At 60.2% G+C, this 20,785-nt stretch carries 24 protein-coding genes; 16 read left to right on the top strand and 8 right to left on the bottom strand.

Annotated features, from left to right (window positions below; all coding sequences use genetic code 11):
• Window positions 1–14 precede the first annotated feature (14 nt).
• The 5 genes from lgt to AAFO92_RS03295 all read left to right on the top strand — a co-directional run bounded on the left by lgt (window position 15) and on the right by AAFO92_RS03295 (window position 4,238).
• Window positions 15–905 carry a prolipoprotein diacylglyceryl transferase gene (gene lgt / locus AAFO92_RS03315; protein ID WP_347533224.1) on the top strand — a complete coding sequence of 297 codons (891 nt, stop codon included), beginning with the start codon at window positions 15–17 and terminating at the stop codon, window positions 903–905.
• A complete protein-coding gene (locus tag AAFO92_RS03310; RefSeq protein WP_347533223.1) occupies window positions 902–1,963 on the top strand; it encodes an SAM-dependent methyltransferase in 1,062 nt (353 codons plus the stop codon). The genes lgt and AAFO92_RS03310 overlap by 4 nt, the downstream gene beginning before the upstream one ends.
• The gene (gene pgeF / locus AAFO92_RS03305; protein ID WP_347533222.1) at window positions 1,960–2,715 is read left to right on the top strand and encodes a peptidoglycan editing factor PgeF; all 756 of its coding nucleotides are present in this window, start codon (window positions 1,960–1,962) and stop codon (window positions 2,713–2,715) included. Before AAFO92_RS03310 ends, pgeF begins: the two co-directional genes overlap by 4 nt.
• Window positions 2,716–2,997: 282 nt before the next feature.
• Window positions 2,998–3,357 (top strand): hypothetical protein, encoded by a 360-nt coding sequence (locus AAFO92_RS03300; protein ID WP_347533221.1) that lies wholly within the window; start codon window positions 2,998–3,000, stop codon window positions 3,355–3,357.
• An 86-nt stretch (window positions 3,358–3,443) separates the two neighbouring features.
• Window positions 3,444–4,238, top strand: coding sequence for a Hint domain-containing protein (locus AAFO92_RS03295; protein ID WP_347533220.1), 795 nt, complete (start codon window positions 3,444–3,446; stop codon window positions 4,236–4,238).
• On the opposite strand, the gene AAFO92_RS03290 is transcribed toward AAFO92_RS03295, so the two are convergent.
• The gene (locus AAFO92_RS03290; RefSeq protein WP_347533219.1) at window positions 4,235–4,735 is read right to left on the bottom strand and encodes an Lrp/AsnC family transcriptional regulator; all 501 of its coding nucleotides are present in this window, start codon (window positions 4,733–4,735) and stop codon (window positions 4,235–4,237) included. The genes AAFO92_RS03295 and AAFO92_RS03290 overlap by 4 nt on opposite strands.
• Before the next feature lie 344 nt (window positions 4,736–5,079).
• Here AAFO92_RS03290 and AAFO92_RS03285 point away from each other — a divergent pair, with 344 nt between their 5' ends.
• Window positions 5,080–5,886: a vWA domain-containing protein gene (locus AAFO92_RS03285; protein ID WP_347533218.1), complete on the top strand. Its 807-nt coding sequence runs from the start codon at window positions 5,080–5,082 to the stop codon at window positions 5,884–5,886.
• A 75-nt stretch (window positions 5,887–5,961) separates the two neighbouring features.
• On the opposite strand, the gene AAFO92_RS03280 is transcribed toward AAFO92_RS03285, so the two are convergent.
• On the bottom strand, window positions 5,962–6,387 hold the full coding sequence (locus tag AAFO92_RS03280; RefSeq protein ID WP_347533217.1) for a hypothetical protein: 426 nt from the start codon (window positions 6,385–6,387) through the stop codon (window positions 5,962–5,964).
• A 121-nt stretch (window positions 6,388–6,508) separates the two neighbouring features.
• On the opposite strand from AAFO92_RS03280, the gene trxB reads away from it, so the two are divergent.
• Complete coding sequence (trxB, locus tag AAFO92_RS03275; protein ID WP_347533216.1) at window positions 6,509–7,453, top strand: thioredoxin-disulfide reductase; 945 nt, start codon at window positions 6,509–6,511, stop codon at window positions 7,451–7,453.
• Between the two features lie 174 nt (window positions 7,454–7,627).
• Here the strand turns inward: trxB and AAFO92_RS03270 are convergent, their stop codons facing one another.
• Together AAFO92_RS03270 and AAFO92_RS03265 are read right to left on the bottom strand one after the other, a co-directional pair.
• Window positions 7,628–8,212: a YceI family protein gene (locus tag AAFO92_RS03270; RefSeq protein ID WP_347533215.1), complete on the bottom strand. Its 585-nt coding sequence runs from the start codon at window positions 8,210–8,212 to the stop codon at window positions 7,628–7,630.
• A gap of 25 nt (window positions 8,213–8,237) precedes the next feature.
• A complete protein-coding gene (locus tag AAFO92_RS03265) occupies window positions 8,238–9,056 on the bottom strand; it encodes a hypothetical protein (protein WP_347533214.1) in 819 nt (272 codons plus the stop codon).
• Between the two features lie 132 nt (window positions 9,057–9,188).
• On the opposite strand from AAFO92_RS03265, the gene AAFO92_RS03260 reads away from it, so the two are divergent.
• From AAFO92_RS03260 to AAFO92_RS03235, 6 genes are all read left to right on the top strand, one after another.
• Complete coding sequence (locus tag AAFO92_RS03260; protein WP_347533213.1) at window positions 9,189–10,052, top strand: LysR family transcriptional regulator; 864 nt, start codon at window positions 9,189–9,191, stop codon at window positions 10,050–10,052.
• Between the two features lie 102 nt (window positions 10,053–10,154).
• Complete coding sequence (locus AAFO92_RS03255) at window positions 10,155–11,117, top strand: glutathione S-transferase C-terminal domain-containing protein (RefSeq protein ID WP_347533212.1); 963 nt, start codon at window positions 10,155–10,157, stop codon at window positions 11,115–11,117.
• A gap of 3 nt (window positions 11,118–11,120) precedes the next feature.
• Complete coding sequence (locus tag AAFO92_RS03250) at window positions 11,121–11,903, top strand: class III extradiol ring-cleavage dioxygenase (protein ID WP_347533211.1); 783 nt, start codon at window positions 11,121–11,123, stop codon at window positions 11,901–11,903.
• Complete coding sequence (locus AAFO92_RS03245) at window positions 11,893–12,315, top strand: heme-binding protein (RefSeq protein ID WP_347533210.1); 423 nt, start codon at window positions 11,893–11,895, stop codon at window positions 12,313–12,315. Before AAFO92_RS03250 ends, AAFO92_RS03245 begins: the two co-directional genes overlap by 11 nt.
• A gap of 486 nt (window positions 12,316–12,801) precedes the next feature.
• Entirely contained in the window at window positions 12,802–14,877 is a 2,076-nt protein-coding gene (locus AAFO92_RS03240) for a bifunctional sulfate adenylyltransferase/adenylylsulfate kinase (protein WP_347533209.1), read from the top strand.
• A 70-nt stretch (window positions 14,878–14,947) separates the two neighbouring features.
• Window positions 14,948–15,646, top strand: coding sequence for a hypothetical protein (locus AAFO92_RS03235; protein ID WP_347533208.1), 699 nt, complete (start codon window positions 14,948–14,950; stop codon window positions 15,644–15,646).
• 6 nt (window positions 15,647–15,652) lie between these two features.
• Here AAFO92_RS03235 and AAFO92_RS03230 read toward each other — a convergent pair whose 3' ends face one another.
• The 4 genes from AAFO92_RS03230 to AAFO92_RS03215 form a co-directional block, all read right to left on the bottom strand.
• On the bottom strand, window positions 15,653–16,591 hold the full coding sequence (locus AAFO92_RS03230; protein WP_347533207.1) for a lysophospholipid acyltransferase family protein: 939 nt from the start codon (window positions 16,589–16,591) through the stop codon (window positions 15,653–15,655).
• Between the two features lie 135 nt (window positions 16,592–16,726).
• Window positions 16,727–17,875 carry a DUF2235 domain-containing protein gene (locus AAFO92_RS03225; protein ID WP_347533206.1) on the bottom strand — a complete coding sequence of 383 codons (1,149 nt, stop codon included), beginning with the start codon at window positions 17,873–17,875 and terminating at the stop codon, window positions 16,727–16,729.
• Between the two features lie 112 nt (window positions 17,876–17,987).
• A complete protein-coding gene (locus tag AAFO92_RS03220; RefSeq protein WP_347533205.1) occupies window positions 17,988–18,215 on the bottom strand; it encodes a DUF1150 family protein in 228 nt (75 codons plus the stop codon).
• A gap of 5 nt (window positions 18,216–18,220) precedes the next feature.
• Window positions 18,221–18,634 (bottom strand): Hsp20 family protein, encoded by a 414-nt coding sequence (locus AAFO92_RS03215; protein ID WP_347533204.1) that lies wholly within the window; start codon window positions 18,632–18,634, stop codon window positions 18,221–18,223.
• Between the two features lie 160 nt (window positions 18,635–18,794).
• Here AAFO92_RS03215 and AAFO92_RS03210 point away from each other — a divergent pair, with 160 nt between their 5' ends.
• From AAFO92_RS03210 to AAFO92_RS03200, 3 genes are all read left to right on the top strand, one after another.
• Window positions 18,795–19,019, top strand: coding sequence for a DUF465 domain-containing protein (locus tag AAFO92_RS03210; RefSeq protein WP_306116830.1), 225 nt, complete (start codon window positions 18,795–18,797; stop codon window positions 19,017–19,019).
• A gap of 142 nt (window positions 19,020–19,161) precedes the next feature.
• Window positions 19,162–19,650, top strand: a complete 489-nt coding sequence (gene purE / locus AAFO92_RS03205; RefSeq protein WP_347533203.1) for a 5-(carboxyamino)imidazole ribonucleotide mutase — start codon at window positions 19,162–19,164, stop codon at window positions 19,648–19,650.
• The gene (locus AAFO92_RS03200) at window positions 19,643–20,710 is read left to right on the top strand and encodes a 5-(carboxyamino)imidazole ribonucleotide synthase (protein WP_347533202.1); all 1,068 of its coding nucleotides are present in this window, start codon (window positions 19,643–19,645) and stop codon (window positions 20,708–20,710) included. Before purE ends, AAFO92_RS03200 begins: the two co-directional genes overlap by 8 nt.
• Window positions 20,711–20,785: the final 75 nt, after the last annotated feature.

Genomic DNA, 20,785 nt, shown 5'->3' with positions numbered 1-20,785 from the left:
CACACACATCCCCCATGCAGGCACTGATCCCCTTTCCCGACATCGCGCCCGAGATCTTCAGCATCTCGCTTTTTGGCATGGAATTTGCGCTGCGCTGGTACGCGCTGTCTTATATCGTGGGCATCCTGATCGGCTGGCGGATGGTTGTGGCCACCGTGAAACGACCCAAGCTGTGGCCGAACAACACGACGCCGATGAGCGTGCAGGATGTCGAGGATCTGCTGACCTGGGTCATTCTGGGGGTCATTCTGGGCGGGCGACTGGGCTTCGTGCTGTTCTACCAGCCGGGATATTATCTGCAAAACCCGGCCGAGATCCTGCAGGTCTGGCAAGGCGGCATGTCTTTCCACGGCGGTCTGATCGGGGTTATCATTGCCTGTTTCGGCTTCGCCTGGCGGCGCGGCATCCCCGGGTTTTCCGTGGCCGATATCCTGTGCATGGCAACGCCTGTCGGCCTTCTTCTGGGCCGGGTCGCCAATTTCATCAATGCCGAGCTCTGGGGCCGCCCGACCACGCTGCCCTGGGGCGTGGCCTTTCCCGGCCCGGCGGCGCAGGATTGCCCCGGCATCGAAGGCATCTGCGCGCGGCACCCCTCGCAACTTTACGAGGCCCTGCTGGAGGGGTTGGTACTGGGGCTGGTGCTGCTCTTTCTGGTCTACCGGCGCGGGGCGCTGAAACGGGTGGGGCTGGTCACCGGCGTGTTCTTTCTGGGCTACGGGCTGTCGCGGTTCGTGGTGGAATTCGCACGCCAGGCTGATGCGCAATTCATCACGCCGGACAATCCGCTGGGCTATGTCGTGCAATTCGGTCCGGCCGGGGTCAGCATGGGGCAATTGCTGTCGCTGCCGATGATCGCGTTTGGCCTGCTGATGATCGCCCTTGCCCGGCGGCGGCCCGTGAAATGAACGATCTGCACACGCATCTGGTCCGGCGGATCTCGGCGGGCGGACCGATGACGGTGGCGGATTACATGTCGGAATGCCTCACCCATCCACGGCTGGGCTACTATGCCACGCGCGATCCGCTGGGGGCGGCGGGCGATTTCATCACCGCACCGGAAATCAGCCAGATGTTCGGAGAGCTTATCGGCCTGAGCCTGGCGCAGAGCTGGCTGGATCAAGGTGCCCCCGCGCCGTTTGCGCTGGCCGAGGCCGGGCCGGGGCGTGGCACGCTGATGGCCGATATCCTGCGCGCCACCCGGGACGTCCCCGGCTTTCACGCGGCCTTGCAGCTGCATCTGATCGAAATCTCCGAACCGCTGAAAGACCTCCAGCGCAAGACCCTGGACCGTGTTGACATCACCTGGCACGCGGGTGCCGCCACGCTGCCCGACCTGCCGCTTTTCCTGGTGGCGAACGAGTTCTTCGACGCGCTGCCGATCCGGCAATTCCAGCGTGAGGCCGCAGGCTGGCGCGAACGGCAGGTGGGCGTGCAGGACGGCAGGCTGCGCTTTGGCCTGTCGGGACCGGTTGCCCCCAAGGCGCTGGATCACTGTTTGAGCGACACAAGGCCCGGCGACCTGGTCGAGCTTTGCCCCGCGGGGCAGCAGGTGGCCGAAATCATCGGCGCCCGGATCGCCCGGCATGGCGGTGCGGCGCTGATCGTGGATTACGGCGACTGGCGGTCCCAGGGGGATACGTTTCAGGCTTTGAGGCGGCATGAAGCCGTTGATCCGCTGCACGCACCGGGCGCGGCCGATCTGACCGCACATGTCGATTTCGAGGCGCTGGCCACCGCCACCCCGTCCCGCTACAGCCGGCTGACCCCGCAGGGCGTGTTCCTGGAACGCCTGGGCATCACCGCCCGCGCGCAGGCGCTGGCCAGGAACCTTTCGGGCGCCGCGCTGGAAACCCATATCGCCGCACATCGGCGCTTGACCCATGGCGCTGAAATGGGGACGCTGTTCAAGGTACTTGCCTTTTATCCCGACGGGGCCGCGCCCCCACCCGGATTGGAACCATGACACTTGAAATCCTGACCGCCGATGCACTGGCGCCGCTGCGCCACGGTTTCTTTACCCGCAAAGGTGGCGCATCCTCGGGCGTGTTCGCGGGGCTGAACTGCGGCCTTGGATCCTCGGACCAGGCCGAGGTTGTCAAGATCAACCGCGACCGCGTGGCCGCGGCAATGCAGGTGACGCCCGATCACCTTGTCACCGTGCATCAGGTGCATTCGCCTGATGTGTGTCCCGTCACCGGCCCGCTAACCACCGCGCCAAAGGCTGATGCGATGGTCACCGCCACGCCTGGCCTGGCCTTGGCGATATTGACCGCCGATTGCCAGCCCGTGCTATTTGCAGATGCCGACGCAGGCGTGATCGGTGCCGCCCACGCGGGCTGGCGCGGCGCGCTGGATGGCGTGCTGGAGGCCACGGTGGACGCGATGGAGGAACTGGGTGCCAGGCGTGCCAATATCAGCGCGGTGATCGGCCCCTCGATCAGCCAGGCGGCCTATGAGGTAGGCCCAGAGTTCATCGAGGAATTCCTGGATCAGGATGCAGCCAACAGCCGCTTTTTCGTGAATGGAAAAGGCGACCGGTATCAGTTTGACCTCACGGGCTACGGAGTGCACCGGTTGCGCGCCGCCGGAATCGGCCATGCGGAATGGACGCGCCATTGCACCTATTCCGATCCGACCCGGTTTTTCAGCTACCGCAGAGCAACCCACGCCAAGGAGGCCGATTACGGGCGGCTGATCTCGACCATACGTTTATAAATTGGGCAAGAAACCGGCACCTTGACGGTATTGACCGCCTGATTTGACGGCGAAACATTGGCAAATTCTCAAAAAATTGCGATTTTCTGTGATATTTTACAGATGTTTACCCTGTTCAAGCCGTGCCTTCTTATTCCACGAGCTGCCGGCCGGAATTTTTTTCGATTTTGGATCAAATCGTCAAATCAACGCCGCAAAGTAGGGCGATAGTCAGAACCAGAAAAACAAATGCGGTCAAGAACGGCCCGGTGAGAGCAGAGGAAAAGAAGAGATGAAAAAGCGTTGGATGAACTCGGTTATCAAAAGCTCCAAGACCCAGGTGACGGCATTGCCGTTTCACCGTTCGGTACGTCTGGCGCGGAAAGAGACCAGGCCCGTCACGCTTCTACGGAAATTAAAGACCGCCTGAAGGGGGCGGCCTTTAACGAAGGGTTCATCAGTGCTTTTCGTGCCAGTATTCCAAGGTGGATCGTCTCGGTAACGGGACGATCCATTTGCATCCGCCCGGCGCTGAAGGTGGCGATTGGGGCAATCGACGCAGCTGGATGGAAACAAATCGCCAGTCACCAGTCGGATTGGCCCAGAATCAGATACAAAATCGTCAAAAGCTTGACTGAATTTAGGCAATTTTGTCATGATTGATATGTACGAGTAACACCCCAGACAGTCCTTCTGTCGTTGTCGGTGGGGGCCGACGCGGTTGTGACACCCAGTAATAGGTAAACAACATGACCATCCCCCCCGTTCCCCGTTCCCTTTTCCCGTCGCCCGTGGATAGCACCCGCCCTGTTGCCAGGCCGCTACATGATGCCGAGGGGAATGCGCGCCGGGCGCTGGTGATGCGCAAGTTCCAGATTGCCAGCCTGACCCGAAGCGGTGCGATCTACACCACCGATCAGATCGGCCCGGCGACCCCGCTTTTCGAGGATGCGTTTTCCGCCTTTGCCCATGGCACGTTGATAAAAACCGCCGAGGGGCAGATTGCGGTTGAAGACCTTCAACCCGGGGTCGAGATCATCACCGCGGAAGGCGGTGCCATGCCATTGCTGTGGATCGGCGCGATGACCTTGCTGCCCGACGGCGATGACGCGAACCGGAACAGCCCGAGACTGACCCGCTTCATGGCCGACAGCCTTGGCCCCGCGCGGCCGGCCCATGATCTGATGTTCGGTCCCGGCGCGCGTTTGCTGACGCGACGCACCGAAACCCATGACATTGTCGGCACCGATCACGTCCTGATGCCGGCGCGCGACCTGGTCGATGGTGTGAACATCATCGATATCGCCCCGCCGCGCCCGGTCACGGTCTATCACATCGGCCTGCACCGCCACGCCACGATCACCGCTGCGGGGCTCGAGGCCGAAAGCTTCCATCCCGGACCCGGCTTCGAACGCGGGATGGGCCCGAACATGCTGTCGCTCTTCTTGTCGTTTTTCCCCCATATCCACGCGCCGTCGGATTTCGGCCGACTGGCGCATCCGCGCGTCTCGATCAGCGGTACAAGCGAGGTGGAAACGGATTAGGCCGACTGGCTCAGCCGTGCCTCAAGCACATCAAACGGCACCCCGGGTTCGTCCTTGGCGCCACGGATGACCAGCGATGTCTTGACGCTGCCCACGTTGTCCGCCGCGGTCAACTCCTCGGTCAGGAACCGCTGGAAGGTCGACAGATCGGGCGCCACGCATTTCAGGATGAAATCAACCTCGCCGTTGAGCATGTGGCATTCGCGCACCAGCGGCCAGTTGTTGCAGCGTTTCTCAAAGGCGCTAAGATCCGCCTCGGCCTGGCTTTGCAGACCGACCATGGCATAAACCTGTACCTCGAATCCCAGTTCCCGCGCGTCGACATCGGCATGATACCCGCGAATATATCCCTGCTCTTCCAGGGTGCGCACCCGGCGCAGGCAGGGCGGTGCGGAAATGCCAACCCGGCTGGCAAGTTCGACATTGGTCATGCGTCCGTCGGCCTGCAATTCGGCGAGGATCCTACGATCAATCTCATCAAGACGGCTGTTTGCCATATCCTGCCTTTCCGCTGTGAATTTCGCGAAAATTATACCAGCCCGCAGGTGGTGCGCAATAATATTTCACGTTCCGGCAATAAAATTTTGTCTTGAACCCCACTGTTTCGCAGGGCGAAATTTTCCGTTTTTTTGAGTGAATTAGCTAATTTAAGGTAAATTTTTGATAGATTTGCGGCGGAATTGTGTTAACCTCGACGCGCATGAACGCGGATGCGGCAGGAATTCACCTGTCTTATCTTGGTTTTTTATGTGTGAGTTGTCTGGTGTAGGAACTTTGAATTGCTTCTTTTTTTCCTGTTACACCAGTGATTTTTGAAACGTATTACGCACTGGAGGGTAATATGAAGACTACTAAACTAAGGGTGGCCCTTGTGGCCGCACTGGGATTGGCCTTTGGATCGACCAGCGCCAATGCCGCAATCATCGACCTCGGATTTTCGCTGGATACTTCGGGCTCGATCGGGACAACCAACTTCAATCTGACGCGCGATGCTCTGGCGACGGCTCTGGATCAAATTCCGACATCCGGGGCAAACCAGTACCGTGTGGCGATCACGAAGTTTTCAAACGCGTCCAACACCATTGTCGCTCCGACGATCGTGACTGCGGCAAATATCGCAGGGATCAAAGCGACGCTTCAGGCAACAACACACCTGGGCGGCGGCACCTGCACAAGCTGTGCAATCACGGGACTGTATAATCTGTTCAACAATGACGGCGGCCTGGGTGCAACAACCCTTCTGAACATCACGACCGATGGTTTCCCGAACAGCCAGACGAACGCTGAAGCTGCTGCAACGACTGCCGTCGCAAACGGAGTTGACGGGATCAGCTTCGAGGCTGTCGGCTCGGGCATCACCAGCGCATCTGCGCTGGCGAACATGGCGAAAATAGCCAAGCCGGACGTTGGTGTTGTCGTCAACGACATCAACAACATTCCGAATGCAACCACGACTGGCTTCGTAATCAAGGTTGTCGACTTCAATGACTACGAAGCTGCGATCAAGGCAAAGATTGGCCGTGTGGTTGATGATACCGGCGGGGGCGACCCCAACGGCGTCATTCCGCTTCCGGCTGGTCTGCCGCTGCTGCTGACAGGCTTCGGCGCGTTCGGTGTAATGCGCCTGCGCAAGCGCAAAGCAGCCTGATAAGGTCAAGCAACACGCAAAAAACAAACCCCGCCGGAACCGGCGGGGTTTTTCACTTTTTTGGTAAGAGAAAACTTAGTCTTTCACCTTCTCGATCGAAATGAAGTTCTTTTGCTCGGCCACCCAAACACCTGAGGCAGAGGTGACTTCATCTTGGGTCAGTCCATCATGGTTATCCGGCGCTTCTTCCGGGGCATCTGCCGCATCGCGCCAGATCCAAGCACCGCAAGGCAGCGCCTCGCCACAGGCCGCGCGGCCGGCCGCGATGAATTCCTCCTGACCATAGGCCGGATCGTCACAAACCACGGCGCGGATAAACTCGCTGGCATCGGTGACGCTGCACGCGGCGGGCATCTCGGGGATTTCCGCATCCGTTGACTGGGCCAGCGCAAATGGCGCGGGGACACCGCAAAAACTCAACGCAATCAATGCGGTCGGTAAAATACGTTTCATGGCAATGACTACTCCTTTCAGTCCCGCGCCACCCGCGCGGGATAACAATACACAACCCAGTATAAAGGCCAGCCATTCCGAAACAAACCGAATTTGCAGCAGAGGGTTTTGTCTTGCTCATCGCCTGACTATATGGGGCTGACAAATGTTCCCCGAGGAGAATCCGCTCATGTCCGCGACGCGTCATACCAAAGCCCTCATCATCGGCTCAGGCCCCGCAGGCTATACTGCGGCCGTATATGCCGCGCGTGCCATGCTGGAGCCCATTCTGGTTCAGGGCATCGAGCCGGGCGGTCAGCTGACCACCACGACCGAGGTCGAGAACTGGCCCGGCGACACCGAGGTTCAGGGCCCCGACCTGATGGTGCGGATGGAGGCACATGCGAAGGCGATGGGATGCGAGGTCATCGGCGACATCATCACCGATCTGGATGTCTCGAAACGCCCCTTCACCGCCAAGGGCGACAGCGGCACGGTCTACACCGCAGACGCGGTCATTCTGGCCACCGGGGCACGCGCCAAATGGCTGGGGCTGGATAGCGAAGAGGCGTTCAAGGGGTTCGGCGTCAGCGCCTGTGCCACCTGCGACGGCTTTTTCTACCGCGGCGAGGAGATCGTGGTAGTCGGCGGCGGCAACACGGCGGTCGAAGAGGCGCTGTTCCTGACCAATTTCGCCTCCAAGGTCACGCTGATCCACCGCCGGGACGAGCTGCGCGCCGAAAAGATCCTGCAGGACCGGCTGCTGAAACACCCCAAGATCGAACCGCTGTGGTTCCACGAACTGGAAGAGGTCATCGGCGACGATAATCCCAAGGGCGTGACCGGTGTGCGGGTGATCAACAACCAGAATGGCGAGGTCACGACCATTCCCTGCAAGGGCGTCTTCATCGCCATCGGCCACGCCCCGGCGACCGAGCTGGTGAAGGACACGCTGGAGCTGCACAATGGCGGTTACGTCAAGGTCCAGGCGGGCAGCACCCGCACGTCCGTGCCCGGCGTCTTTGCCGCCGGAGACCTGACCGACCACATCTACCGCCAGGCGGTGACCAGCGCCGGCATGGGCTGCATGGCCGCGCTGGACGCCGAGAAGTTCCTGGCCGAGCAGGACGGATAAACCTACGGATCCCGCGCTACGACCGCTGTGAGCCCATGTTACCGAATGCTGCGCTGTGAGAGAATGGCCAGTATTTGAGATCAGTCGCAAGCTAGCGGGCTAGCCCGTGTGGCGGTTAGTTGGTCGGCCATAGCAGCGCGACCTAAGCCGCGCTGCCTTTCATGCGATTGAGCTCTAGTTTTGCCGAACAGCTTCTGCATCGATGACAATGTCAATCACCGGACCAAGCCCAAAGTCCACCAAGCTGTTCATACCAAAATCTGTGCCGTCGATTTGCGCTGTGGCCGAAAAGCCGGTTTTCACGGTCGAGGGATCCCAAGGCAGAGGGAATTCTGCGTTCCAGGTCACATCAAGCGCGACCTCGCGGGTCACGCCGATAAGTGTCATGTCGCCATAGACGATGCCTGTGCGTTCGCCAGTTTGCTCGATACGGGTGCTCTCAAATGTGATTTCCGGGAATTCGACGGAGTTCAGGAAATCCGGCCCAGCCATGTCACGGTCACGTTGCTCCGAATTGGTATCCAGGCTGCTGGCATCAAGGACAACAGAAACAGAGCTGTTGGTAACGTCCTCCTGATCAAAGAAAATTTCACCGGACACACCGCGAAACAATCCGCGCGCGTTGGCCCAGCCAGCATGGCTAAGCGAAAACGTTACCCAGGTGTGGGCTTCATCAATTTGATATCGCTCAGCTGCGTTTGCCGTGGTGCTTGCAAGGATCATCGCCGCGGCGAGCGCCATTTTAGGGTGGAAGGTCATCGTAGTCTCCTGATGTTTTGAAGGGTTAAAAGTACAAATAGGACGTGAGGATTGCGCCGCCCGCTGGCATGGCGGCGAGCGCCACCACCACAATCGGTTGCAAGTGCGACGGCTGAGCGATCGGAAGGCGGACGACAATTAGGGGTGAGAGGAGCGTCAATAGCAGCAGGCCAAACGCCAGTGGGTGCAGGTTGGTCGCGAAGCTCGCCAAACTGACTGCAAGAACGCCAATAGCGGTCAGGCCCACCCACGCAGTCGACGCCGCAAACACCTGCGCGCTTTTGGGGAATGCCAACAGAAGGGATGCATATGGGAGCAACAAAACGCCGCCCAGGTAAGCGGCAAAACCGCCGGAAAGCTGGCCCAGGCCAAGATATCCGCTGAGCAAGCCCACGGGGCTGGCCGTAAGCAGTGCCGCGAATACGGCGCTCGGCCAAAGGAACGTGCCTGTTTTCGAACGCTCGGCCTGAACGACGCCAACCAGCCAGACGACAAGCACCGATAGGGAAGGCAAGAGCGGCTCGATCGGCATATCCGCTGAAAGCCTGCGCCAGCTCAGCCACAGGAAAGCACCGCAGATGATCAGACCGGCGGTCACAAGCCGAATGAGCTTGCCGCGACTGGATACGACCGGCGCCGCAACGCAAATCACGGCCAGTAAATAGATAATCTTGTGCTTGGAGGAGATCGGCGGAAAGGGCGGCAGGCCCGATATGATAACCCCAACAAGCAAGAAACCTGCCGCGATCGCCGAGCTATGAAGCCATGCGTGCTGCGACATACACAGCACGGCAGACAAGGAAACGCCTAGGGCAAGTGGTAGAACTATCATGCTCAGCATCATCGCTACACGCCTCCGGGTGCTTTCAGTCAGCGGCTACCCCTCTCGATTACTATCGCGCTGAAATGTTGAAAATGACGCTTTTGTTGAATGATAATCTACAGTATGTAGTTTATTATGGATCGCATTGACTTGATGAGAGCTTATGTTGCGGTGGCGGAGGCAGGATCGTTTACGGGTGCTGCGCAACGGCTTGGCATGGCCCCGCAGCTGGTCAGCAAATACGTCCGCGTACTGGAAGATCAGCTTGACGCCCAGTTGTTCAACCGTTCGACCCGTAGCGTGCGCCTGACAGAAACAGGGGCCGGTTATCTTCGCAAATGCACGCAGCTTCTTGACGATTTCGATGAACTGGCAGCCGCCGTCCGCCAAGATCACCGCGCACCGCAAGGCAAGCTCATTATTGCGGCCCCGTCGACCTACGGTGAGCTCTTCCTGGCAGATGCAATCGCGGATTTTGCCCTCAAATACCCCAAGGTGCAGATCGATCTGCAGCTGTCCGACCGCTACGTCAATTTGCTTGATGAGGGCGTCGATGTCGCCATCCGCATTGGCCATCTTGATGATTCCAGCTTTATCGCCAGGAAGTTAACCGATGCGCGGCTGATCTATTGCGCAAGCCCGCAATACCTCGCGCATAATGGCATCCCGCAAAGACCCGAGGATCTTTCAGATCATGCCTGTATCCTCGATGCCAATTTCAGGATGGGCAACAGTTGGCCTTTCGTGGATCAGAACGGCGCGCGAAAGATCGAGGTTTCAGGACATTTGAAGGCCAACAGCGCCGGTGCCGCACGTAGATTTGCGCTGAAGGATGGCGGTGTTCTCCTCTGTCCTGAATATGTCGTCGAAAATGACCTTAGGGACGGCGCGCTTGCACCTGTTCTGGAGCGATACTGGCCCGAGCGGCTTGGTGTCTTTGCTGTCTATCTCGAAAATCGGCACCTCTCTGCAAAGGTGCGCGTGTTCATCGATTTCATGCGTGCTGCCCTAGCTTAATAATTAACAACATATTGTTGATAGTTAAGCGTCAGTGCAGCCAATTAAATAAATTCGTCAAAGCATCTAATGTGGCAGAACCCCTGCGAGAGGAGTGATCAGATGCTGGTGGACGGAACTTGGGATGCAGATTGGCAGCCGATACAAAGCGCAGATGATGACGGGCGATTTATACGTCAGGAATCAACCTTCCGCGATTGGATCACCCCAGATGGTGAACCCGGACCTGAAGGCCAGCCGGCCCGCCCCGCCGAGGCAGGCCGCTACCACCTGATCGTCGCCTATATCTGCCCGTGGGCCTCTCGTACGCTGATGGCCCGGGCCTTGAAAGGCCTCGAAAACGTCATTTCAATCTCGGTCGTTGACCCGCGCCTCTCGGATCAGGGTTGGAAATTCGGCGATTTTCCGGGCTCTGATGCGCAGGACGACCTGATAGGCGCGACCTATATGCACGAATTCTATACGCATAGTGACCCGCATGTGTCGGGCCGCGCCACCGTGCCGGTCTTGTGGGACAAAAAAGAAGCAACAATCGTCAACAACGAAAGTGCAGATATCCTGCGCATATTGAATGCGGGCTTCGGTGACCTTGCCGATCCGAGCGTTGACCTGCACCCATGGGCGCTAAGTGGGCAAATCGAGGCGCTGAATGCTCAGATGTATGACAGCCTGAATAATGGGGTCTACAAAGCCGGATTTGCCACAACGCAATTCGCCTATGAAGAGGCCGTGGACGGAATTTTTGCGATGTTACAGGACCTGGAGGAGCGGCTGTCTGACGGGCGCAAATTCCTTTTAGGGAGCGTGATAACTGAAACCGACCTGAGGGCCTTTGTCACCCTGATCCGCTTCGACGCGGCCTATGTCGGCCTGTTCAAGACCAATCGGCGGCGCATCGCGGATTACCCGAATATTCAGCGATTCCTGGCGACCGTACTGGACGCACCCGGCATCCGCAATACGGTACGGATCGACCATATCAAGGCAGGATACTATTCAATCAAGTCTCTGAATCCAAACGGAATAGTCCCGACCGGACCCGACCTGTCCGAGCTGGGGTTGTAGGCGATGCAGCCCGCTTTGTTCGTACCTCACGGCGCACCCGATCTCGCATTGAGCGACATACCTGCCGCGCTGTTCCTTAGGTCCTTCTTCGATGCGCGCGCCAAGCCTCGGGGTGTCGTCGTCATCTCGGCGCATTGGCAATCACGGGGGCTGCGGCTAACCACGGCCTCGACGCTGGACACAATCCACGACTTCGGCGGTTTTGGCAGCGCACTGCATACGCTGCGATATCCCGCCACGAACACGCCATCGCTGGTCGCTGCTGTGCGCGAGGCGCTCGAGGCGAGTGACTTGATCGTAAGAGATGATCCGCGGCGCGGGCTCGATCATGGCGCCTGGATTCCGCTGAGGTTAATGCTGCCAGAGGCAGAGGTGCCAATCACTCAGCTGTCTCTTCCTGTCGCGGCAAGCCCCCAGGATCTGTTTCGCATTGGTCAGGCCCTGGCTTCACTTGCTTCGCAGGATATTCTGGTTATTGGCTCAGGCGCCACCGTGCACAACCTGCGTCAGATCGCTCCCGAAGGCACGCCGCCCCCTCAATGGGCAACCGGTTTTGACGATTGGGTGGAGCAGATTCTTGCCCAAAGAGATTGGTCAAGCCTTGTCGCGTTCCAAGCCACTGACCTGGGCCACATTTCGCATCCAACGCCCGAGCATTTTCAGCCGCTGATCATCATCGCGGGTATCTGCTCTGCCCATCCAGCTGGGGTAATGCGCAATCTGCATCGTTCATACAGTTACGGTTCGATCGGCATGGCCGCATGGGAGGTTCAAGATGCGCTTTGAAATTGCGAAGGAGCTTGGTGAAGCTGCACTGACAATCGCCGCTCAGCAGGGTGTTCCACCATTGTCGATCGTCATTCTGGATGCCGGGGCAAACATCAAATTCGCGATGACTCAAGATGGGGCCGGGCCCCTTCGCTACACCATTGCGCTTGCCAAAGCGAATGCAGCCATTGGCATGGGAATGAGCACGCGTCAGTTGTTCTCGCTCTTTGAGGCGGGCGAGTTGCCAGACAGATTTGGCACTGCGATCTCGGCGGCGAGCGCCCAGGGCTTCGCGCCACAGCCAGGCGGGGAACTTGTCACTAGCAACGGAATCACGTTCGGGGCGATCGGGATTTCTGGAGCCTCGTCTGATCAAGACGAAGCCACTGCGCGTGCTGCTCTAAGCGCCATTGCCAACAGGCTGGTGTGACTCTCCGGAATAGGCTGATTAGAGATCATTATGGAATGTGCCTGTCTTGCATGAGGGTTCGCTGTCGCGTCTGAATTGATGTGTGCGCTCTTATCTCCGCCAGTGCACATCAGGCACGCAATGAACAGCATGCCGCCAAGACCCGGCTTTCAAGACGAAAGGGTTGTCCCGCGAACCCGCCATCCAACTCATGGCGCCGCGAGCTCATTCTGGATTATGTACGTAACCTCCCCCATTCTGTACGTTCGGTTTGTTGAGGCGCGGCGATGCTCGTCCCGTGATATGGCGCAAAGCCATACGTAAGCCGTATATAAGCCAGCCATGAAATTCCATGATAGATCAGCTGGTTAACCCGATTCCACGCCATCAAGGCGTGGCTCACCCGCCACACTCATGAAACAGACTGTTGACGACCCGATTTGGGGTTTCGCTTTTGGGCCGGTTATGACATGTGTTCACGTGTGAACACACTTTTGAGTCGCGTTAATGAATTCGATCGACGTCAAACCAAGCCTGCCGGAGGACGATCACCTCTTCCGTCTCCTGCGTCAGCTGGATCTGGCGCCGGACGCCTCGCAGCGGGCGACGGCGGCGGCGCTTGGCGTATCGCTGGGCGGCCTGAACGCGCAGCTACGCGCGGCGGTCGAGGCGGGGCTTATCAGCGTCACAGAGCGCAAGGGCGATGACCGCCGACAGCGTTTCGCCTATGCGCTGACGCCGCGCGGCGCCACGGCCAAGCTGCGTCTCACCGATCAATTCCTTGCGCGGAAACTTGCAGAATACGACGCGCTCCATGCCGAACTTACCGGCGCCGCCAGCAACCTCGTTCCCCTCAAACACAGGACCAGTCTCGTGCAGAATAACCTGACCCCCATCCCCGAACTCTATGTCTCTTACGAGAGCGCCCAGAAACTGAAGGTCGAAGCCGCCGACCTGGTCAGCTGGGATCTGACCCCGCGCCAGATCTGCGATCTGGAGCTGTTGATGAATGGCGGTTTCAGCCCGCTCAAGGGTTTTCTGAGCGAAGAGGACTATAACGGCGTCGTTGAGAACATGCGCCTGGCCGATGGGACGCTCTGGCCGATGCCGATCACGCTGGACGTGTCCGGGAAATTCGCCGAAGGGCTCGAGATCGGGCAGGACATCGCCCTGCGTGATCAGGAAGGTGTGATCCTGGCGACGATGACCGTGACCGACAACTGGTCACCTGACAAGAAGCGCGAAGCCGAGAAGGTATTCGGCGCTGATGATGATGCCCACCCGGCCGTCAATTACCTGCATAACACTGCGGGCAATGCCTATCTGGGCGGCCCGATCACGGGTATCCAGCAGCCCGTTCACTACGATTTCCGCGGCCGCCGCGACACTCCGAACGAGTTGCGCGCCTATTTCCGCAAGCTGGGCTGGCGCAAGGTCGTGGCCTTCCAGACCCGCAACCCGCTGCACCGCGCGCATCAGGAACTGACCTTCCGCGCCGCGAAAGAGGCCGAGGCGAACCTGTTGATCCATCCCGTCGTGGGCATGACCAAGCCGGGTGACGTGGATCACTTCACCCGCGTGCGCTGCTACGAGGCGGTGCTGGACAAATATCCCGGCTCGACCACCACGATGAGCCTGCTGAACCTGGCGATGCGCATGGCCGGCCCCCGCGAGGCGGTCTGGCACGGGCTCATTCGCAAGAACCACGGTTGCACCCATTTCATCGTCGGGCGCGATCACGCAGGCCCCGGCAAGAACAGCGCGGGCGAGGATTTCTATGGCCCTTATGATGCGCAGGACCTGTTCCGCGAACATGAGGCCGAGATCGGCATCGAAATGGTCGATTTCAAACACATGGTCTATGTGCAGGAACGCGCGCAATACGAGCCGATGGACGAGATCGCCGACAAGGACAATGTCACGATCCTGAACATCTCGGGCACCGAGCTGCGCCGCCGCCTGGCCGAGGGGCTGGAAATTCCGGAATGGTTCAGCTTTCCCGAGGTGGTCAAGGAACTGCGCCGCACCCGGCCACCGCGGTCCAAGCAGGGCTTTACCGTCTTCTTCACGGGCTTTTCCGGCTCGGGCAAATCGACCATCGCCAACGCGCTGATGGTCAAACTGATGGAGATGGGCGGCAGGCCGGTGACGCTTCTGGACGGGGATATCGTGCGGAAGAACCTCAGCTCTGAGCTGGGCTTTTCCAAGGAACACCGCGACCTGAACATCCGCCGCATCGGCTATGTCGCCAGCGAGATCACCAAGAACGGCGGCATCGCCATCTGTGCGCCGATCGCCCCCTACGCCACGACCCGCCGCGCCGTGCGCGAGGATATCGAGGCCTTTGGCGCCTTTGTCGAAGTCCATGTCGCCACCTCGATCGAGGAATGCGAACGCCGCGACCGCAAAGGGCTCTACAAGCTTGCGCGCGAGGGCAAGATCAAGGAATTCACCGGTATTTCAGACCCTTATGACGTGCCCGAAAACCCTGAACTGAGCGTCGAGACCGAGAATGTCGATGTCGACAACTGCGCGCATCAGGTCATTCTGAAGCTCGAGCAGATGGGACTGATCGCGGGATAACCCGACGGCACCGACCTTTGATCGCGGGCTGCCCTTTGCCGGGCGGCCCGTTTCTGTTTTAACGCGGGCGATGTACGCGATCTCGCTCACCTCGATCCCGCCAAGATTTTCCCGGCTGCGCCCGGTCCTTCAAAGCTTGCTGGCCCAGGACCCTGCCCCGGCACATATCTACCTGTACCTGCCACAGCGCTATCACCGTTTCCCCGGCCCATTCACCCTGCCTGAACTGCCTTTGGGCATCACCCTTCTGCGGCCGGAAACCGACCTGGGGCCCGCGACCAAAGCCCTGCCTGCGGCCCGCGCGCTGGCCGGGTCCGGCACGAAGCTGATCTATTGTGACGATGACTGGCTGATGCCGCCATACTGGGCCGCCCGGTTGCTGACAGCACAACACGACCACGAGGCCGTGACCGGCTCTGGTTACGCTGTCGACCGGCTGGCGCGGATCTCGCGTACCGGCGCGGGCATGGCCGATATCGCCCAGGGCTTCTCGGGCGTGCTGGTCGATCCGCACTGGCTGACGGGCAGTGATTTGACACCGCCAGCGGACGCATGGCCCGTGGACGATATCTGGCTTTCGGGGCAACTTGCGCGCCAGGGCATCGCGATCAGGCTGGCGACCGGCGCACGCGACGGGATGCGCCTGGCCTACGAGGACACACATGGTCTTCAGGATGTCAACATCGGCGGATGCTCGCGGGATGCGGCCAATCGTGCCTGCGTCGAACTCTTGCACTCGAAATACGGCATCTGGCCGCCTGCGACCTAACTGATGTCAGCCCTTTTGCCGCTCGCTCAGCTGCTGCGCCCCGCGATCGGCAAGCGGGCCGGTACCATCCTTCCATCTGCGGTGGATCCAGAACCACTGATCCATGCGTTCGCGCACCTGCGCTTCCAGCCGGTCGTTGACCTCCTGGGTCATGGTTACCGCATCGGTGGGCTCTACCGGTTCCTCGACCAGGATGTCGAAATCCAGGCCATCTTTGGCACGTATGCCCCAGACCGGCACCAGCGGCGCGTCGAATTTCAGCGCCAGTTCCGCGGTGGCCAGCGGCGACATGGCCGGCTTGCCGAAGAATTTCAGCGGCACACCGTCATGCGCGTTGAGGTCGGTCAGAATGGCCAGCACGCCGCCGCTCCGCAGATGTTTGACCATCTGCATCATGCCGCGTCGGCCCTGTTCGAACATGGGCTGCGACAGTGCGCCCATCGCCGCCGTATAGCGCAGGTTGAACCAGTTGTTGTGCATCGCGCGGTAGAACACGCCCATCTCGAACCCCTGCTCGATCATCGCTACGCGGGCGGCGTTGAAGCTGCCGAAATGACCGGTGACAAAGATGATCGGCCTGCCATCGGCCTGCGCCTGCCTGATTGTCTCCATCCCGGGGCCGAACACGTTGGAATGGCGGGTGCGTTCGGAAAATTCGCGGTGCGAGAAAAGCTCGATCATGTTGCGCCCGGCATTATCGGGGACGGCACGCATCAGGCGGCGCACTTCGGCCTCGGGCAGATCGGGCAGCACATGGGCCAGGTTTTCGCGCACCCGCTTGTCATAGCCCGCAATCGGCGCCACCAGCCGCGAGGTCAGCCATCCAACCAGCGGGACGCGCCACCGGTAGGGAAACAACCGCGCCAGCGCGATGGGCGCGTACATCGCGATCCCGATCAGCGTATCGCTCATACGGCTGACAAAGGGGGAGGAGTTATCGCTCATCGACGGGCCACCATGGGGTTTCTGGCCGCAGACATACGCTTGTGACAGTGCAATCACAAGCTTTAACCGGTCATCGTCGCGGCGAGGCAGAACCCTTGAAAACGCTGACCAGGGCGCGTCCCTGCCGCCCTCTGATCAGGGGCCGGGCGGCAGGTTTTCCGGGGTGTAGCCATCGTCGGCGGCGCGGCGGGTGGCAACGCTTGGATGTATCTCTGCCCCGGGGTCGACCGGGCGCGGTTCGGAGCGCGGCAGGTAGACCCCCAGGAATGACCGCCGGCCGGACCATTCCTTGTGGACGATGCGCTTGGGCAGGTATTCGAGGATCCGCCACGCCCCCGTCATGGAATCGTGCAGCGGCGCTGTCGGGTCCGGGGCCACGTAGTCAAAACTGCTGTTTTCGGGGTTTTCACCCATCACCAGAAGCTTGGGCAGCCGCTCGCGAAACTGCAGCCCCTGTTCAGCGGCCTCGTCCATCATCCATTTGAGCACGATTTTCGCCGCGCCGCTCTCGGCCTCGGGATAACCGCCGCCGATGTCGGAATGCACGCCCGAGAACCAGACCTGCCGGATGTCCTGATCCGGTGCGTCCGCATCCCTGACAAAGGGGTTCGATTTGAATTTCTGCGGCTCTTTCCAGGGCTTCAGGCGAAACATCCGCCGCCGTTCATCGATCGCCATGGCATGGCGGAAACACTGTACGCTGGGATTCGACAGCGTGTATGGCAGGGTTTCGAGCGAGGGAATATAGAACCGGTCCCGCCGCGGGATGATGACCGAACCGACCGTATCCCAGCAGCCCATGAAACGGATCGGCACATAAGTCGTCTGCAATACACGGTGAAAACGCCAGGCGATCTTGAAATCATCCTTGTCGCTGGCGCTCTTGTAGGCGGTCAGCGCATACCCGCACAGGTTTTCCTGCTCTTTCGGCAACAGGCCAACCAGGTTCATGAACCCCGCCAGAACGCGCACCGTATAGGCGCCCCGGCTGAAACCCAGCAGGTAGATCCTGTCGCCGTCTTCGTAGGATCGCATGATGAACCGGTAAGCTTCGAGCACGTTTTCGTCCAACCCGTACCCGGTCAGCAGGCCAAACACCCCCTTCGCGCGTGACTTGAATGCCGACCACGCGCCGCTGTCGCTGATCGTGCCGACACCGGGATCGTAATAGACGATCTGGCTGTCGTCCTTTTTCAGAATGCGAAAGAACTTGAGGACGTTGGACTGGTGTTCCTTGATCTCGTTACCGGTCCCGTCGCAGCAGATCACAATTGATTTTGGCAATGGCTTTGATCCTTCCAGACCCGAATGCCCACCATGCTAACGGCAGAGTTAACGCAACACAAACGGGGCGGTTTCCCGCCCCGGATCAGTCCTTGGTCTTCAGGGATTTGGCCTAGTGAACCGCGACCGGCTCCATGTCATTCTGCCGGGCGAGAACAAAGGCAAGCGAACGGTCATGGACCAGCGCAAGCCTCTCCCCCTCGGCCGAATGAACCGCATAGAGCGTGTCATGGCCCATTGCCTGCTCACGCACTTCACGCGGAAGGTCGGCAACATTCACCGCGCGCACATAGACGATCGGGTGGGCCGCTTCGTCGCCGAAATCATATCTTGCATCCATATCGCTTACCCCTTCTTGATCTTGATCGTTTGCACCACGGTTTCCGGCTGCGCACGCGTCAGATCGACATGCAACAGGCCGTTTTCGATCACCGCCTCACCAACCTCGACGCCATCGGCCAGCACAAAGGAACGCTGGAATTGCCGTGCGGCGATGCCGCGATGCAGAAACACGCGGTTTTCGCTGTCATCGCTCTGCCGTCCCCGGATCACCAGTTGCCGGTCCTCGACGGTAATCGACAGGTCATCCTCGCCAAAGCCGGCCACGGCCAGCGTGATGCGATAGGAGCTTTGCGAAGTCTGCTCGATATTGAAGGGCGGGTAGCCTTCGTTGCCGGATTTGGCGCTGCGTTCAAGCAGCCGCTCAAGCTGTTCAAACCCCAGCATGTATGGGTGCGACCCCAGAGTAAGCTTTGTCATCGACACGTCCTTGGTTTTAAGCGACAGTCCGTCAGCACAGCCCCGTTTCGGCGACCGGCTGATTGAAATATGGGCATTAAGCGTGATCCGTGCAAGGGCTTTGCGAAACCGTGCTTTGGCAGTATGTTAGACGTCGAGGGTCCCAAGGAATCGTCCCCAGATGAACGCTTACCGCGATTTGTCCATGAAATCCGAAGAGGTTCTTCGCGTCGAGCTCGAAGAATTCCGCCGCCAGCACCGCGACCTGGACGAGGCGATCTGTGCGCTGGAGGAAAAAGGCGCGCGCGATCCTCTGACGATCAAGCGGCTGAAACAGCAGAAGCTGCGCCTCAAGGATATCATCGCCGCGATCGAGGACCGTCTTATCCCGGATATCATCGCCTAGACGCGGCGATCCGGCGCACGTTCTTGCTGCACCGGGCCGGATGATCCACGCCGGAACCACCAGGGCAAATGGCGGCAATCTTAACGGTAGAACTCCGTGCAGGGATCGCTATAGTGCGCGCTCCATTGCTAAAGGGCGTGACATGGCAGAGTTACAGGTTGGCATCATCATGGGCAGTCAGTCGGACTGGTCCACGATGCGCGAGGCGGCGGAAATCCTCGATCAGCTGGGCGTGGCCTACGAGACGAAAATCGTCTCGGCACACCGCACGCCGGACCGGCTGTGGGACTATGGCAAGACCGCCGCTGGACGGGGTCTCAAGGTGATCATTGCCGGGGCCGGCGGGGCCGCCCACCTGCCGGGCATGATGGCCTCGAAAACCCGGGTGCCGGTGATCGGTGTTCCGGTCCAGACCAAGGCGCTTTCAGGTGTCGACAGCCTGTATTCCATCGTCCAGATGCCCAAGGGCTTTCCCGTGGCCACGATGGCGATCGGACCTGCCGGCGCGGCAAATGCCGGGTTGATGGCGGCGGCCATCCTGGCCACAGCCGACGACGCCCTTGCCGAACGGCTGGAGGACTGGCGCACGGCGCTCTCCGCCTCGATCCCGGATGCGCCGCAAGATGGCTGATCCGCTCCGACCCGGCGCCACGATCGGCATTCTCGGCGGCGGCCAGCTGGGCCGCATGTTGTCGGTCGCCGCATCGCGGCTGGGGTTCAAGACCTGTATTTTCGATCCGGGGGGCGATTGTCCTGCCAGTCACGTGGCCAACCATCACGTTCAGGCCGGATACGAGGATGAGGGCGCGCTGCGCGACTTCGCCGCCAGCGTCGATGTCATCACTTACGAGTTCGAGAACATTCCCACTTCCGCACTGGACCTCCTTGAACCCCTGAAACCCGTGCGGCCCGACCGGATGGCGCTGCGCGTGAGCCAGGACCGGCTGGTCGAGAAAGCCTTCCTGAACGACCTGGGCCTGCAGACAGCCCCGTTTGCTGCGGTGGATGATGCGGTTGACCTGGCCGAGGCGATGGCCCAGATCGGCCTGCCTGCCATTCTGAAGACCCGCCGCTTCGGCTATGACGGCAAGGGCCAGGCGCGGATCATGACCGCAGATGATGCCGAACGGGCGCTGGCGGATATGGCCGGTGCGCCGGCAATCCTCGAAGGTTTCGTCGATTTCACGCACGAGGTGTCGGTGATTGGCGCCCGCAACCCGGCCGGCGATGTCGCCTGCTTCGATCCGGGCGAAAACGTGCACAAAGGGGGTATCCTGCGCACCACCACCGTTCCCGCGCGGCTCAGCCCGGCGCAGCGCACCGATGCGGTGCTGCTGACCGCGAAGATCCTGAACAAACTGGACTATATCGGTGTCATGGGGGTCGAGCTTTTCGTCACACCGCGCGGCCTGATGGTCAACGAGGTCGCGCCGCGGGTGCATAATTCGGGTCATTGGACACAGCAGGGCTGCTCCGTCGACCAGTTCGAGCAGCACATCCGCGCCGTCGCGGGCTGGGCCCTGGGTGATGGCAGCCGCCACAGCGACGTGGTGATGGAAAACCTGATCGGCGATGACATGAATACCGTTTCCGAGATCGCCAGGGACGCGTCCGCCTCATTGCACCTCTACGGCAAGGCCGAGGTCAAACCGGGCCGCAAGATGGGCCATGTGAACCGCATCACCGGCTGAACCGCACCACCACGCCGATCTGACACGTCACGCTGCCACCGGGTCCGAGGACGACGCCGGAGGCGGAGGACGAGA

It is taken from the genome of Roseovarius sp. CAU 1744, from assembly GCF_039839345.1.
Classification (GTDB): domain Bacteria; phylum Pseudomonadota; class Alphaproteobacteria; order Rhodobacterales; family Rhodobacteraceae; genus Roseovarius.
This window is presented reverse-complemented; position numbering and strand designations above follow the sequence as displayed.

What these genes read in the sequence shown, in the direction of transcription:
- lgt (WP_347533224.1), top strand. Translation starts at nt 15, where the DNA reads ATGCAGGCACTGATCCCCTTTCCCGACATCGCGCCCGAGATCTTCAGC.
- AAFO92_RS03310 (WP_347533223.1), top strand. Translation starts at nt 902, where the DNA reads ATGAACGATCTGCACACGCATCTGGTCCGGCGGATCTCGGCGGGCGGA.
- pgeF (WP_347533222.1), top strand. Translation starts at nt 1,960, where the DNA reads ATGACACTTGAAATCCTGACCGCCGATGCACTGGCGCCGCTGCGCCAC.
- AAFO92_RS03295 (WP_347533220.1), top strand. Translation starts at nt 3,444, where the DNA reads ATGACCATCCCCCCCGTTCCCCGTTCCCTTTTCCCGTCGCCCGTGGAT.
- AAFO92_RS03290 (WP_347533219.1), bottom strand. Translation starts at nt 4,735, where the DNA reads ATGGCAAACAGCCGTCTTGATGAGATTGATCGTAGGATCCTCGCCGAA.
- AAFO92_RS03285 (WP_347533218.1), top strand. Translation starts at nt 5,080, where the DNA reads ATGAAGACTACTAAACTAAGGGTGGCCCTTGTGGCCGCACTGGGATTG.
- trxB (WP_347533216.1), top strand. Translation starts at nt 6,509, where the DNA reads ATGTCCGCGACGCGTCATACCAAAGCCCTCATCATCGGCTCAGGCCCC.
- AAFO92_RS03270 (WP_347533215.1), bottom strand. Translation starts at nt 8,212, where the DNA reads ATGACCTTCCACCCTAAAATGGCGCTCGCCGCGGCGATGATCCTTGCA.
- AAFO92_RS03265 (WP_347533214.1), bottom strand. Translation starts at nt 9,056, where the DNA reads ATGATGCTGAGCATGATAGTTCTACCACTTGCCCTAGGCGTTTCCTTG.
- AAFO92_RS03260 (WP_347533213.1), top strand. Translation starts at nt 9,189, where the DNA reads ATGAGAGCTTATGTTGCGGTGGCGGAGGCAGGATCGTTTACGGGTGCT.
- AAFO92_RS03255 (WP_347533212.1), top strand. Translation starts at nt 10,155, where the DNA reads ATGCTGGTGGACGGAACTTGGGATGCAGATTGGCAGCCGATACAAAGC.
- AAFO92_RS03250 (WP_347533211.1), top strand. Translation starts at nt 11,121, where the DNA reads ATGCAGCCCGCTTTGTTCGTACCTCACGGCGCACCCGATCTCGCATTG.
- AAFO92_RS03245 (WP_347533210.1), top strand. Translation starts at nt 11,893, where the DNA reads ATGCGCTTTGAAATTGCGAAGGAGCTTGGTGAAGCTGCACTGACAATC.
- AAFO92_RS03240 (WP_347533209.1), top strand. Translation starts at nt 12,802, where the DNA reads ATGAATTCGATCGACGTCAAACCAAGCCTGCCGGAGGACGATCACCTC.
- AAFO92_RS03235 (WP_347533208.1), top strand. Translation starts at nt 14,948, where the DNA reads ATGTACGCGATCTCGCTCACCTCGATCCCGCCAAGATTTTCCCGGCTG.
- AAFO92_RS03230 (WP_347533207.1), bottom strand. Translation starts at nt 16,591, where the DNA reads ATGAGCGATAACTCCTCCCCCTTTGTCAGCCGTATGAGCGATACGCTG.
- AAFO92_RS03220 (WP_347533205.1), bottom strand. Translation starts at nt 18,215, where the DNA reads ATGGATGCAAGATATGATTTCGGCGACGAAGCGGCCCACCCGATCGTC.
- AAFO92_RS03215 (WP_347533204.1), bottom strand. Translation starts at nt 18,634, where the DNA reads ATGACAAAGCTTACTCTGGGGTCGCACCCATACATGCTGGGGTTTGAA.
- AAFO92_RS03210 (WP_306116830.1), top strand. Translation starts at nt 18,795, where the DNA reads ATGAACGCTTACCGCGATTTGTCCATGAAATCCGAAGAGGTTCTTCGC.
- purE (WP_347533203.1), top strand. Translation starts at nt 19,162, where the DNA reads ATGGCAGAGTTACAGGTTGGCATCATCATGGGCAGTCAGTCGGACTGG.
- AAFO92_RS03200 (WP_347533202.1), top strand. Translation starts at nt 19,643, where the DNA reads ATGGCTGATCCGCTCCGACCCGGCGCCACGATCGGCATTCTCGGCGGC.